A 12803-nucleotide genomic window follows, 5' to 3' on the forward strand; every position below is an offset into this window, starting at 1 on the left:
GCGCGCCCCTTCCTTCGCGGGCCCGCATCGGCCCGACGGATATCCCTCAGGCCTTCCTATAGCGCGGCGCGGCGCGTGCCGCCATAAGCGGGCGGGGATTTTGCCACTCAGGCGCGCGCGTAGACATCCTCGTAGCGGATGATGTCATCCTCACCGAGATAGATGCCGGTCTGCACCTCGATCAATGTCAGAGGAACCTTGCCGGGATTTTCCATGCGGTGGACAGCCCCGAGCGGAATGTAAATGGACTCGTTCTCGGTCACCAGATTCACATGATCATCCACCGTCACCTTCGCGGTTCCCTGCACGACGATCCAGTGCTCGGCCCGATGATGGTGGCTTTGCAGCGACAGGGCGGCGCCAGGATTCACCACGATCCGCTTCACCTGAAAGCGATCTCCCGTGACGAGGCTTTCGAACCAGCCCCAGGGACGGTGATCGCGCGGGAAGGTCGTCGCCTGTCCGGCATTGCGCGCCTTGAGCGCGCTGACCGCCTGTTTCACATCCTGGCTGCGCGAGCGATCGGCGACGAGCACCGCATCGGGCATGGCGATCGCGATGATGCCTTCGAGCCCTATCCCGACGATCTCGAGCCCGCTATCTTCCGAGCGCAGAAGGCTGTCACGGCAGTCGATCGCCGTGGCCGCTCCCGAAAGCGCAACCCCCTCACGTCCGCCCGGAAGGCTGCGCCGAACCGCCTCCCAATCGCCAAGATCGGACCAGCCACCGGCGAAAGGCACGACGACCAGATCGGGCGACTTTTCCATCACCGCGTAATCGATCGAAATCTCCTCGGCCTCCGCCCAGGCGGTGGGATCGAGGCGCAGGAAACCCAGATCGGCGCGTGCCCGCGCCACCGCATCCGTCACCGGTGCCAGCAGTTGGGGCGCAAACTGTTCGAAGGCCGCGACGATCGCTTTCGCGCTGAACAGAAAAATCCCAGCATTCCAAAGGTGTCGGCCGCTTTCACACATGCGTTGCGCGCTGACCGCATCGGGTTTTTCAACGAAGCGCCGCAACGGGATCGGGCCGCCTTGCGCCCGTGCATCCTCGACAAGTTCGAGATAGCCATATCCTGTCTCGGGCCGATCGGGCGTGACGCCGAAGGTCACGAGCTTGCCGTTCCGCGCGGCGGGAACGCCGGATGCAACTGCCTTATGGAAGGCTTCCGCGTCGGGGATGACATGATCGGACGGCGAAACCAGCATCAGAGCATCGGGATCGTCTTGCGCCAGCCAGAGCGCGGCCGCGAGAATCGCGGGCGCGGTGTTGCGCCCCGCGGGTTCGAGTAGAACCGCCCCCGGCTCCTGCCCGATCGCCGAAAGTTGCTCCGTCACGATGAAACGGAATTCGGCATTGGTCAGTATGACGGGATCCGCGAACCCGGCGCCGGAGAGCCTGCGCGCGCTGGCCTGAAACAGTGTCTCCTCCCCGATCATCGGCGTGAATTGTTTGGGGTAGGAGCGTCGCGAGAGCGGCCAGAGCCGGGTTCCGGACCCACCCGCCAAGAGAATCGGTGTGATCAAAAGCGCCTCCCGTCATCGCGCGAGCGCCTTCTGCGCCCGTTTCGAAGACTGGCATACGCATCCCTAACGCTACGTTAACGCGTTTTGCCGACACACTATTTCCGCCCCGGTTGCGCGGAAAGAGGCTCGCTGCCGCACGAGACGACCGGCGCGCTTACCCCTTGTGACGCTGATAGGCCTCGAGCGCGCGCTCGCGGCCATCCTTCAGATCGACGATCGGATCGGGATAGGGCGCATTCGGTGACAGCGCCCAGCTTTCTGGCACCGCGTCGAAATAGGACAGCGCCGTTTTCGTCGGACGGGCGCGACCTTCGGCGATGAAATCGCGGCGATAGCGCTGATCGGGGTCGAATTTCTCTGCCTGCGTCGCAGGATTGAAGACGCGGAAATAGGGCGCGGCATCCGGGCCCGGCCCTGCCACCCATTGCCAGCCCATAGCGTTCGAAGCCGGATCCCAGTCGGTCAGGCACTCTTCGAACCAGCGCAGCCCGACCCGCCAATCGGTCATCAGGTGCTTGGTGAGATACGAGGCCACGATCATGCGCGCGCGGTTATGCATTGTCCCGGTCACATACATCTCGCGCATCGCGGCATCGACGAAAGGCTCGCCGGTCATCCCGCGCCGCCACGCCTCGGCATCGCTGTTGTCGGGCCGCCAGTCGAAACCGTTCCATTCCTCCCGCCAGTTCCGGGAGGCCATGTCCGGCCAGTGGTAAAAGAGATGCCAGGCGAATTCGCGCCAGACGAGTTCCTTGAGGAAATGCTCGGCGCCCTGCGCGCCTTCTTCCATGTGCCGATAACCCGCATGCCAGATCGTGCGCGGGGAAATCTCGCCATAGGTGAGGTTTTCGGACAGGCCCGAAGTCGCCCCGGACGCAGGGAAATCACGCTCGGATTTGTAATGTCCGATATGGTCGCGCAGGAATGCCGAAAGCCGCGCCCGGGCGGTTTTCTCTCCGACATGGACATGCTCGGCCACCACCGCCGCGCCTCGGCGCATGGCTGCCCCCATGCTCCAATCCCCGAGCTTTTCGCTTATAGGCCAACTGCTTGGCGCGCGAAGCTCAGACACCGTCCCAATCTCGGGCGCAATCTCGCGACCCTTCACCGCGCGCCAGTACGGGGAATAGACCTTGTAGGGCTCGCCCTGCCCCGTCTCGACTGTCCAGGGTTCGAAAAGCAGATGGCCCGGATGGCTCTCGACCTCGATCCCGTCCGCCTTGAGGGCCGATTTCACCTCCGTGTCGCGATCGCGTCCGGGCTTGTCGTAGAGGCGCGACCAGTGCACCGCTCCTGCCCCCGTCTCCTCGATCAGCGCGCGCAGCACCGTGAGAGGTTTACCCTGACGCAAGACCAGCCGCGAGCCCTTCTCTTCGAGCGCCCTCGCAAAACTCTCGATCGCGAGCCCGAGCCGCCATTTCGCCGCCGCTCCCAGCGCTTCGACCTGCGCGTCATGGATGAAGACGGGGATCACCGGCCCGCCCGACGTCGCCGCCGCCGCCATTGCCGCGTTGTCGTGGAACCGAAAATCGCGTCGTAGCCACAGCAGGACCGGTGTTTCGCGCATGCTTGCCTCCAAAATCTTTCCACAAACTACGCGCGCATCCCGCTCCGGTTCACTCGCGCCCAAAATTTCACCAGCGCACACCGAAGCGGCATCACACGTGAGCGATACGCGATCAATTCTGCCTAGCGATCACGCAAATGCCTCTTGCGAGGGCGAAACTCCCGCTCTAGCGTTCTCACAAAACAATGACATCCAACAGGGAATACGTGATGAAAAAATCTGCACTTCTTCTGGCCGGTATCGCCGTCGCCGCGCTGAGCACACCGGTACGCGCCGCCGATCCCGACCTGACCGTGTTCGACTGGGCGGGCTTCGAGGTTCCGGGCCTGTTCCAGCCCTATATCGACAAATACGGCGACAGCCCGACCTATGCCTTCTTCGGCGACGATGACGAGGCCTATCAGAAGCTCGCTTCGGGTTTCAAAGCCGACACGGCGCATCCGTGCTCGCAAATGATCTCGAAATACAAGGATGCCGGCCTGATCGAGCCCTGGGACGTCTCGAAGATCCCGCAATACAAGAATATCGACCCCAAGTTCCTGAATTCGAAGATCTTCGTCGATGACGACAAGAACGTCTGGTACATCCCCACCGACTGGGGCGCGACTGCGATCGCCTATAACCCCGAAAAGGTTCCGGCCGAAGACGTGGCCAGCCTCGACGTGTTCGTGAACCCGAAATATGCCGGGCGCACCTCGCTGCCCGACAGCTCGGATGACGTCTGGGCGCTGGCCTATCTCGCGACCGGCGTGACCGACTGGACCGAGGTGACCGACGAGCAATTCCAGGCCGCCGCCGCCTGGCTGCGCGAGGCCAACAAGAACGTGCAAAGCTACTGGACCGATCCCTCGCAGCAGGCGCAGCTGATGGCCTCGGGCGAGGTTCTGGTGGCCTGGTCGTGGAATGACGGCGTGGCCTACCTGCAGGACGACAACTACCCGGTCGCCTTCCAGCGCGAAGCGAAAGAGGGCTCCTCGACCTGGTTCTGCGGTTTCGTGAACCTCAAGGACGGCCCCGGCTCGGAAGACAAGCTCTATGACTTCATCAACGCCTGGACCCGCCCCGAGGCAGGCCCGGTCCTCGTCGACGAGATCGGCTATGGCCACACCAATGTCGAGGCGATGAAGCTCGTGCCGGAAGAAGAACTCGTGACTGCGGGCCTGACCCCGATCAACGCGCCGATCCTCGCCCAGACGCCGAACGCGCCCGAACTGCGCGAGAAGCAACTGGCGGAGTTCGAGAAAATCAAGGCCGGCTTCTGATCGGCGCCTGATTTCAGCCATTCAAAGGGCCGCGGCAGACCGCGGCCCTTTTTTCCGGGACCAACAATGGTAAGTGTCGCAAATTCCTCCTGCGACTCCCGAACCGATGCTCCTTGATCTTGCGATTTTTCTTTCGGCCCTTCTCGTGCTTGGCGCGATGTTCCTGCCCCAGCTGCGCAACCGTCCCCGCTGGCGCGCGATGGTTACGCCCCTCGCCTCGATCATCGGCTCGGGCTTTCTGGTTCTCGGCCCCATTCTCGAGGCCCGGTTCGGAGCGATGGCGCCTGTCGCGATGGCGGGCCTGTGTCTCGCGGGTTGGCTCTTCGGTTCGGCAGTGCGCGCCAATATCGCGATCGAGCAACAGCCCGACACGCGGATAATCGCCCGTCTCGAAGACTTCGCCCAGCTCTCCCTCGCCTTCGCCTATGTGATCTCTGTCGCCTATTACCTCAATCTTTTCGGGGCGTTCGCGGTCTCGCTCACGCCGTGGAACTCGCCAGTGGCGGCGAAGAGCGTCACGACGGTCATGCTTGCCGTCGTCGCGGTTGCAGGCTTTGCGGGCGGCTTTCGCGCGCTCGAGCGGATGGAATACGGCTCCGTCGCGATCAAGCTTGCGATCATCGCGGGGTTGCTTCTGGGGCTTGCGGTCTATTTCTCCCAGAAAGCCGTCGCAGGTGCGCTGATCATCGATCCGCCGACGCTGCCCCCCTGGGATGCGCTGCGCCTGATGTTCGGGCTGATCGTCACGGTTCAGGGCTTCGAGACAGCGCGCTATCTGGGCAAAAGTTATGACGCGCCCACGCGGATCGCGGCGATGAAATGGGCGCAAATGCTCTCCACCGCGATCTACATGGTTTACATCGCGTTGCTCGCCTACCTCTTCACCCCCGATGCGCACAAGCTGACCGAGACCTCGATCATCGACGTGATGCGCGTCGTCGCGCCGATCCTGCCCGCCATGCTGGTTGCCGCGGCGCTGGCGGCGCAATTCTCGGCAGCGGTTGCCGATACCGGGGGCGCAGGCGGGCTGATCTCGGAATTCTCCCGGGGCAAGATCGCGCCCAAGGCAGCCTATCTCGTGCTTACGAGCGCCGGGATCGCCCTGACGTGGTCGGCCGACCTGTTTTCCATCATTGCCTATGCCTCGCGTGCCTTCGCCGCGTATTACGCGCTTCAGGCGGCCCTTGCCGCCCTGCGGAGCGAGGGAGCGCGAAGCTACGGCTTCTGGGCGCTTGCGGCTCTGGGAGTGGTGATCACCCTCCTCGGCACCCCCGCCGAAGGGGATTAACTTTCAGCCCGCGCCTTCTGGTGAAGCTGGAAATCGAGCGCGTAATAATCGCCGATGAAGCCGCGAATGTCCTCGGTCAGAAAGGCCGCATAGGGTGGGTTGCGCTCGCCCAGCCATTCCCCGGGCAAGGCCTCGGAGAGGTCGCGGACGGGCGGCTTCGTCGCCTTTTCCACCGCATTGGTCATCCCCAGCCCGATTTCGCGCAGCGCGGGCGGCAGACGGTCGCGCAGGAACGCCTCGAAACTCTCGATCTTCTCGAGCGCGAAGAGCCGGTCCCAGCGACGGTTCTGAAGATAGCTCCACTGCGCCGCCCAATGTGAATCCTGCACCTCGCGCGCGGTGGCGTTGATGTAGAAACAGAACTGCCGGAAACTGAGGCCGCGCGCGACCGTCTCCGCATCCGGCTCCTTTCCTCCGTTGAAGAAAGCATAGACCGCGCGGGTGTGATGGAGCACCGGATCCTGCGCGCGATTGCGGCCGAACTTGTCGCAATAGCAGCTCACCAACCGGTCGACCGGATCGCGCAGCAGCGCCACCGAGACCCAATCGGGATCGCGCGCCACCCGGTCGCGCAGCGCGAAAGCCCAATGGCGCGCCTGCATCTTGTTCTGCCCGGAATCGAGCCAGTAATGCGACATGCCCGGATTCGGCCGCCCGTCCCCCGAGAGCCGAAGCGCCCAGTCCTTCACCGAAGTGTTCGCCACTTTCGCGATCGGGCAGAACATCACCCGCGCGGGCGCGACATAGAGCATCGCCCCGTCATATTGCGTGCGATCCTGATCGCGCAGGAGCCGCGCCTTGCCCTGATATTCCCGCGATCCGCGCAACTCGCGCTCGACCTGGGCAACAGTCGCATTGCGGTCTTTCAAAGCCGCTTGCGCTCCCTCTTTCGCAGGCCGTCCGAGCCAGGCCCGAAACAGCGCGTCGATCACTTCAGGGCTTGCTGGCGCGCGCGCCTCGAAACCCGGATCGGCGAAATCGCCCCGGGGCATCTGGGGAAGGTCTTTCATGTCAGGACACTCTCGTAACGGGTAATCATGGGGGCGAGTTGCGCAGGCCAGCCATAGCGCGCGGTCTCGGCCACAGTGCGCCGCGAGACGAGCGTTCCGGTCATCGCATCGCGCAGCAGGGTGCGGAATTGCTTCGGGTCATCGGCGACATAGACGCCGCTCATCGCTTCGGCCTCTTCGTAACCGCGCAGCGCCGGACGCATCGCAACCACCGGCTTGCGCCACATCAGCGCCTCGGCGGTCTTGAGATTTGTGCCACCCCCTTCGGTGATCGGCAGGCAGATGACTTTCGCGTGGTGCAGCAAGGCGCTCAAAACCTCTTCATCCACGGCCCCGAGCGTAGCAACGAATTCCGCGTTCATCCGCTGGTAGCGCTGGAAGCGGTCATCGCCGGTGATCAGGTCGTTCATGCCCCCCGCGATCGCGAGGCGCGAACCCGGTGAAAGGAAGCCGGGGATCTCACCAAAGCTTTCCCAATAGCCGGTCGCATTGGGTGGATGGGCAGAGCCGACGACAAGCGCGAAAGCCCCCTCGAGCGGCGCAGCTGGCGCGGCGGACAGATCGGGCGGCCAGCAGCCGTTCGGAGCGACGATGCAGGGCCGTTTCCCGTAATCGCGCCAGCCGTCGAAGACCCGCGCATCCTCGGTGCTGACCGCGATCACCAGATCGGCGCGGGTGACAAGGTCGCGTTCGAGCGCCAGCGCCTCCGCACGCCAGCGCGGGTCGATCAGATCGGCCTCGACGTTATGGGCGGAATAGATCAGCTTCGCGCCGCGCAACGCGGGATCACATGCCAGCGCCTCGGCGAAAAGCGGATAGAGCCACGGGTGTTCGAACTGAACCGCATCGGGAGCAAAGCGGCGCAAGTCATCAAGGAGGCGTTCGACCAGCGGATCACCGGCAAGCGTTTGCGCCAGATGCAGATCCTCGCGCCGCTGCGGATCATGCATCCGGGCAAGCAAGGCCTCGGACACGGCGGTCTTGCGCTCGTCCGGCGAGCCGTCGGGATAACCGCGCGTGGAATAGACCGGCACATAACGAAAGACATGGTCCGCCGCGCGCGCCTGAGCCGCAATCGCGGCAACCCGGCGCTGCCCGCCATGCAGGGGGCGGTGGATCGGGTAATGACCGAAGGCTGCGATCTTCATGCGGCATCCTCCGTCAAAAGACCCCCGGCCTCGCTTTCGGACGCCTCGAAACTGGCAGTGAGATCGTTGCGAAACGCCGTCCAGCTGCGCGCCCGAAACCGTGCTGCGCGTGCCAGCGCGCCAGCATAGGCAGCCTCATCTGTCATCAGGGCGTGGCAGCGCGCCAGCCAGCGCTCTCCCTCGAAAAGCCCGATCGGCTCGGACGCGCCGCCGCCCGCTTCGATCAGCGCGGGCGCATCCGAGCTCAGGCAGGGTTTGCCATGCGAGAGCGCTTCGACCACCGGTAGCCCCCACCCTTCGTAATGCGAAGCATAGATCGTGAAGCGGCAGGCGCGGTAAAGCTCGGCCAGTTCGGCATCTTCGACATCCGAGAGGATCCGGATCGCCCCATGGGGCAGCCCTGTATCGTTGCGCACCATCTCGAGCAGCGGCCCGATCGACCAGCCGGGCTGACCGACCCAGACCAGCGGCATCACCTCGCCCGGATGGCGCTCGTTCAGCGCGCGCCACAGCCTGTAGACGAAATCGTAATTCTTGCGCGGCTCCTGCGTGCCGACCATCAGCACGAACCGTCCCGGCTCCAGCTGACGATGGGCGAAGATCCCGGCACGGGTCGTATCCTCGCCCGCTCCGCGTGCGGCATCCGCCCCGAGAAGGACCGGTGCGACCAGCGCGGGATCAAGCGCGGGATATCCATGCGCCTGCGCGTGGTCGAGCAGGTCGCGCCGGGTCGTCTCGGAATTCGTCCAGACCTGATCGACGCCCCAGAGCATCCAGTGCAGGGCGGGCGGATAGGTCTTGCGCGTTGTCGGCTCGGCCAGATGTCCCCAGAGCACCGGAATGAGATCGTGGACATAGTAGCGCAACCGCCAGCCATGAGTGGCGCGCATCCAGTAGGCGCAACGATAGCGATCATCCGACCAGAACCCGCCCGCCGAGACATAATCGCCAACGTTGCGGGGATCGATCCGGTTCTCGTCGGTGCAGATTTCTTCGTGGACGGTGCGGATAAGCCCGTAATGGGCCCTATGGTTGAGCGCATCGAGCTGCTGGATCCGGGCGGAAAGCGCCGGGTGGATCCGTTCCAGCGCGACCAGAGCGCGGCGCATCCGTGCGTATTCCTCCGCGCTCAGCCGCAGCAACTCGCCAGCAATCGCCCCTTCACGCGCAGACCGCGCCGTCTCGTCAGTGCCGCGAAACCGTTTGCGACTGCGTTGAGCGCGCCATAGAAACCGCCCGATCCGCGCCCAGCTGCCCAAGCGGGTGCGCGCGCTTTCGGCGCGCGCGGGTGCGACCGGATGGCAGCCGTTGCGAAAGATCAGCTCGTCGAAGATCTCTTGCGGAATGCGATAGAACCCGTCGCGTGAGGCGTCATAAATCACGCCGCAGACGCGCGCCCCGAAGCGCATGCGAAAGGCGCGCCAGACCTCATGCTCGACGCGCAGAATGCCCATCGGTTTCCAGTGCCGGAACGCGTAGCTCGTCGTCAGGTCGATCAGGATCGTCTTTTCGGTCATCATCCATCCTCGCCGGTCATTCCTTGACCTCGACTCGGTGATAGACCCGCATTGGTTAACAAAGCGCTCAACGCGATCGATACCTTGAAGCCCGCCCGCACCCCGCCTATATTCGCCTTGTTCCCGATCTCGGGGACTATGGACATAAACGCGCTCGTAATAAGCGGATCGGACCCGGGGGCGGTACCCGGCGGCTCCACCAAAACTCCCTCGTTGGGGGCACATGGGGCCGAAACAGGATCGACGAACGTCTAAAGGGGTTTGCTTTGTCCCGGTGAGCTACCACCGTTATCGGTGCAAAACGTACAGTTGCCAACGACAACCGTGCTCCGGTCGCTCTGGCTGCGTAAGCAGCTCGGGTAACCGAAACCTAACTCCTTGCGCTTAGCAGCGTAAGGCGGGGCCCGCAGGAGCCTTGCAACAGAATCCTGCACCTTCCCCACTCTGTTTCCCGAATAATTCGCGAAATGCGATCGGCGTTAACCGATCTGCAAGCTTGCGTTGCGACGATCCTGCGAGCCGTGCAGGAAAGGAGTGGCGCATGTCCCGACGCGAGAGGATCGAAACCTGGTTGAATGCCGTCTGGGGCAAGGGAGAACTCGACCGGATTGATGCGTTGTTCGAAGACAGCGCGCAGGCCAACGGGTTGATGCCCGGGCTCGAATTGCGCCCGGAGGAATTTCACGAACTCGTGCCCGCGCTGCGCGCGCATCTCAAAGACATCGAGATCACCATTCTGCGCCAGTTCGAGACCTCGGACTGGCTCTGGCTCTTGCTGCGGATCGAAGGGCGTTCCTCCCAGACCGGGCAGTCTGCCTGTTTTACCGGGCAGCTCTCGATGCGTTTCGCGGGCGAAAAGATCGTGGAAGCCTATAACAATTTCGACGTGGTGGCGCTGTTCGAAGCTCTGGGCGTGATGCCGCGAGACACGGTCGCATTGTGCTTGTCGGGCGAAAGTTTCGTGTAGGTCGCGACCACTGAGGTGTCGGCCGTCAGCCCCGGGATTACACGGGCGCGGGCCCGAATGCAGGGCCGTTCGGGGCCCTCGGAACCCGGTATGACCGAACCTGCGCGGCCCCGACGCCAAAGTCCGCCTCTGCGCTGAGGACCAAACCGGTCACGGAATTCGCCTTGAAGGTTTTTCGCGTCGAGGCGCGCCCCGGACCGCCGCTCACCCCCCTTTTCTCTTCCGGCGAATCCCCTATGCTGACCGGAAGACGAGAGGGATGGGCCATGACGCGATCGATCGATTACGGGAACCTGATGCACGACGCGATGCGCGGGCTCATTCAGACCGTGCTGCGCGACATCGCGGCAAACGGTCTACCGGGCGAGCATCACTTCTTCATCACCTTCGACACCCGCCATCCCGATGCCGAACTCGCTGACTGGCTGCGTGAGCGTTATCCCGAAGAGATGACCATCGTGATCCAGCACTGGTACGACAATCTCGAGGTCGGCGAGGATGAATTCTCGATCACCCTCAATTTCGGCAATTCGCCCGAACCGCTGGTCGTGCCCTTCGATGCGATCACCACCTTCGTCGACCCTTCCGTCGAGTTCGGCCTGCGTTTCGAGACGCAGGATTACGAAGACGACGAAGAAGAGGACGACTTCGAGGATGAGGACGAACCCGAGGAGACCGCGCCGCGTGGCGAGGCCGAAGTGGTCAGCCTCGACAAGTTCCGCAAATAACTGATCGATCAAGGCGCCGACGTCCCTCTTGGGTGTCGCGCTCGGCGCGATCCTGCTGCGCCATTCAAGCGCAGGCCAGCGTGCGACCGCGCCCCCGCCCCGCACAAGGATCACCCTGCGGCTGCCCTCGCTTACAGCCCATGCGGAGATCGGCCCGCATAGCTCCCGTATACCTTCGCATACCGATTGCAGAATCCCCGCCATCGTCCTATGACCTGCGCGACCATGTTGCTTATTGGAGGCCCACCGATGACCGCGACCCGCACCGAGACTGACAGCTTCGGCCCGCTCGAAGTTCCCGCCGACAAATATTGGGGCGCGCAGACGCAGCGCTCGATCCTGAACTTCCCGATCGGCTGGGAGCGCCAGCCCGTCCCGATCATCCGCGCGCTCGGTGTGATCAAGAAAGCCTGCGCGATGGCCAACAAGGCTCAGGGCAAGCTCGACGCGAAGATCGCCGATGCGATCATCGAGGCCGCCGGCGAAGTGATCGAGGGCAAGTTCGACGACAACTTCCCGCTCGTCGTCTGGCAGACCGGCTCGGGCACCCAGTCGAACATGAACGCCAACGAGGTGATCGGCAACCGCGCGATCGAGATCCTGGGCGGCGTGATGGGCACGAAAGACCCGGTCCACCCCAACGATCACTGCAACATGGGCCAGTCCTCGAACGACACCTTCCCGACCGCGATGCATGTCGGCATCGCGATGCAGGCGCGCGACGTTCTTCTGCCCGGTCTGCGCAAGCTGCACGCCGCGCTCGAGGCCAAATCCGAGGCCTTCAAGGATATCATCAAGATCGGCCGCACCCATACGCAGGATGCGACGCCCCTGACGCTGGGCCAGGAATTCTCGGGCTACGCGCATCAGGTCAAGAAAGGTATCGAGCGCATCGAAGCCTGCCTTGGCGACATCTACGAGCTGGCCCAGGGCGGCACCGCCGTCGGCACCGGTCTGAACACCCAAGTCGGCTGGGCCGAGACGGTCGCCGCGAACATGGCTGAGATCACCGGCCTGCCCTTCGTCACCGCGCCGAACAAGTTCGAAGCGCTCGCCGCCCATGACGCGATGGTGATGTTCTCGGGCGCGCTGAAGACCGTGGCCGCTTCGCTCTTCAAGATCGCCAATGACATCCGCCTGCTCGGCTCGGGCCCGCGCTGCGGTCTGGGCGAGCTGATCCTGCCGGAAAACGAGCCGGGCTCGTCAATCATGCCCGGCAAGGTGAACCCGACCCAGGCCGAGGCGCTGACCATGGTCTGCGCCCATGTCATGGGCAACGATGCCGCCGTCGGTTTCGCGGGCTCGCAGGGCCATTTCGAGCTCAACGTCTACAACCCGATGATGAGCTACAACGTGCTGCAATCCATGCAGCTTCTGGGCGACAGCGCCTCGGCCTTCACCGACAACATGGTGGTGGGCATCGAGGCCAACGAGCCGCGGATCGAAAAGCTGCTGCACGAGTCGCTGATGCTGGTCACCGCGCTCGCGCCGACCATCGGCTATGACAACGCCACCAAGGTCGCCAAGACCGCGCACAAGAACGGGACGACGCTGAAGGAAGAGGCGATCAAGCTCGGCTTCGTGGACGCGGAAACCTTCGACAAGGTAGTGCGCCCCGAGCAGATGATCGGCCCGAAGGCCTGATCTTCTCTTGAAATCATGCGAAGGGCGGTCCTGCGGGGCCGCCCTTTTCGTTTCGCGCCGCCCCGATTTGACTGCCGCGCAACCTTCCTGACGCGACGCGCGTCCACCTTCTGCCCTATCGACGATTGCACCAGCCGCTTGCGGCC

General features: G+C 63.8%; 10 protein-coding genes and 1 other RNA gene. 6 read left to right on the top strand and 5 right to left on the bottom strand.

What is annotated here, in order from left to right; all coding sequences use genetic code 11:
- Positions 1–107 precede the first annotated feature (107 nt).
- Both BMG00_RS01235 and BMG00_RS01240 read right to left on the bottom strand, forming a co-directional pair.
- Positions 108–1526, bottom strand: a complete 1419-nt coding sequence (locus BMG00_RS01235) for a mannose-1-phosphate guanylyltransferase/mannose-6-phosphate isomerase (protein ID WP_078573152.1) — start codon at positions 1524–1526, stop codon at positions 108–110.
- Between the two features lie 154 nt (positions 1527–1680).
- The gene (locus tag BMG00_RS01240) at positions 1681–3093 is read right to left on the bottom strand and encodes a cryptochrome/photolyase family protein (protein WP_078573153.1); all 1413 of its coding nucleotides are present in this window, start codon (positions 3091–3093) and stop codon (positions 1681–1683) included.
- Positions 3094–3302: 209 nt separating this feature from the next.
- Here BMG00_RS01240 and BMG00_RS01245 point away from each other — a divergent pair, with 209 nt between their 5' ends.
- Together BMG00_RS01245 and BMG00_RS01250 are read left to right on the top strand one after the other, a co-directional pair.
- Positions 3303–4355 carry an ABC transporter substrate-binding protein gene (locus BMG00_RS01245; RefSeq protein ID WP_093469857.1) on the top strand — a complete coding sequence of 351 codons (1053 nt, stop codon included), beginning with the start codon at positions 3303–3305 and terminating at the stop codon, positions 4353–4355.
- A 106-nt stretch (positions 4356–4461) separates the two neighbouring features.
- On the top strand, positions 4462–5643 hold the full coding sequence (locus BMG00_RS01250; protein WP_078573154.1) for a hypothetical protein: 1182 nt from the start codon (positions 4462–4464) through the stop codon (positions 5641–5643).
- Here the strand turns inward: BMG00_RS01250 and BMG00_RS01255 are convergent.
- From BMG00_RS01255 to BMG00_RS01265, 3 genes are read right to left on the bottom strand one after another with little or no spacing between them, the layout of a single operon-like run.
- A complete protein-coding gene (locus BMG00_RS01255; protein ID WP_078573155.1) occupies positions 5640–6653 on the bottom strand; it encodes a sulfotransferase family 2 domain-containing protein in 1014 nt (337 codons plus the stop codon). The two genes, BMG00_RS01250 and BMG00_RS01255, sit on opposite strands and share 4 nt — an antisense overlap.
- On the bottom strand, positions 6650–7801 hold the full coding sequence (locus tag BMG00_RS01260) for a glycosyltransferase (RefSeq protein WP_078573156.1): 1152 nt from the start codon (positions 7799–7801) through the stop codon (positions 6650–6652). Before BMG00_RS01260 ends, BMG00_RS01255 begins: the two co-directional genes overlap by 4 nt.
- Complete coding sequence (locus BMG00_RS01265; protein WP_158521662.1) at positions 7798–9318, bottom strand: glycosyltransferase; 1521 nt, start codon at positions 9316–9318, stop codon at positions 7798–7800. Before BMG00_RS01265 ends, BMG00_RS01260 begins: the two co-directional genes overlap by 4 nt.
- Before the next feature lie 80 nt (positions 9319–9398).
- Between BMG00_RS01265 and ssrA the strand changes: the two genes are divergently transcribed.
- The 4 genes from ssrA (at position 9399) to fumC (ending at position 12657) form a co-directional block, all read left to right on the top strand.
- Positions 9399–9753, top strand: a transfer-messenger RNA (tmRNA) gene (ssrA, locus tag BMG00_RS01270).
- Between the two features lie 106 nt (positions 9754–9859).
- Positions 9860–10285, top strand: coding sequence for a nuclear transport factor 2 family protein (locus tag BMG00_RS01275; RefSeq protein WP_078527830.1), 426 nt, complete (start codon positions 9860–9862; stop codon positions 10283–10285).
- A gap of 266 nt (positions 10286–10551) precedes the next feature.
- On the top strand, positions 10552–11013 hold the full coding sequence (locus tag BMG00_RS01280) for an SspB family protein (RefSeq protein ID WP_078527832.1): 462 nt from the start codon (positions 10552–10554) through the stop codon (positions 11011–11013).
- 249 nt (positions 11014–11262) lie between these two features.
- Entirely contained in the window at positions 11263–12657 is a 1395-nt protein-coding gene (gene fumC / locus BMG00_RS01285) for a class II fumarate hydratase (RefSeq protein WP_078527834.1), read from the top strand.
- The last annotated feature ends 146 nt before the right edge of the window (positions 12658–12803 follow it).

This window comes from Thioclava marina, assembly GCF_002020135.1.
GTDB lineage: Bacteria > Pseudomonadota > Alphaproteobacteria > Rhodobacterales > Rhodobacteraceae > Thioclava > Thioclava marina.

What these genes read in the sequence shown, in the direction of transcription:
- fumC (WP_078527834.1), top strand. Translation starts at nt 11,263, where the DNA reads ATGACCGCGACCCGCACCGAGACTGACAGCTTCGGCCCGCTCGAAGTT.
- BMG00_RS01280 (WP_078527832.1), top strand. Translation starts at nt 10,552, where the DNA reads ATGACGCGATCGATCGATTACGGGAACCTGATGCACGACGCGATGCGC.
- BMG00_RS01240 (WP_078573153.1), bottom strand. Translation starts at nt 3,093, where the DNA reads ATGCGCGAAACACCGGTCCTGCTGTGGCTACGACGCGATTTTCGGTTC.
- BMG00_RS01260 (WP_078573156.1), bottom strand. Translation starts at nt 7,801, where the DNA reads ATGAAGATCGCAGCCTTCGGTCATTACCCGATCCACCGCCCCCTGCAT.
- BMG00_RS01255 (WP_078573155.1), bottom strand. Translation starts at nt 6,653, where the DNA reads ATGAAAGACCTTCCCCAGATGCCCCGGGGCGATTTCGCCGATCCGGGT.
- BMG00_RS01250 (WP_078573154.1), top strand. Translation starts at nt 4,462, where the DNA reads ATGCTCCTTGATCTTGCGATTTTTCTTTCGGCCCTTCTCGTGCTTGGC.
- BMG00_RS01275 (WP_078527830.1), top strand. Translation starts at nt 9,860, where the DNA reads ATGTCCCGACGCGAGAGGATCGAAACCTGGTTGAATGCCGTCTGGGGC.
- BMG00_RS01265 (WP_158521662.1), bottom strand. Translation starts at nt 9,318, where the DNA reads ATGACCGAAAAGACGATCCTGATCGACCTGACGACGAGCTACGCGTTC.
- BMG00_RS01245 (WP_093469857.1), top strand. Translation starts at nt 3,303, where the DNA reads ATGAAAAAATCTGCACTTCTTCTGGCCGGTATCGCCGTCGCCGCGCTG.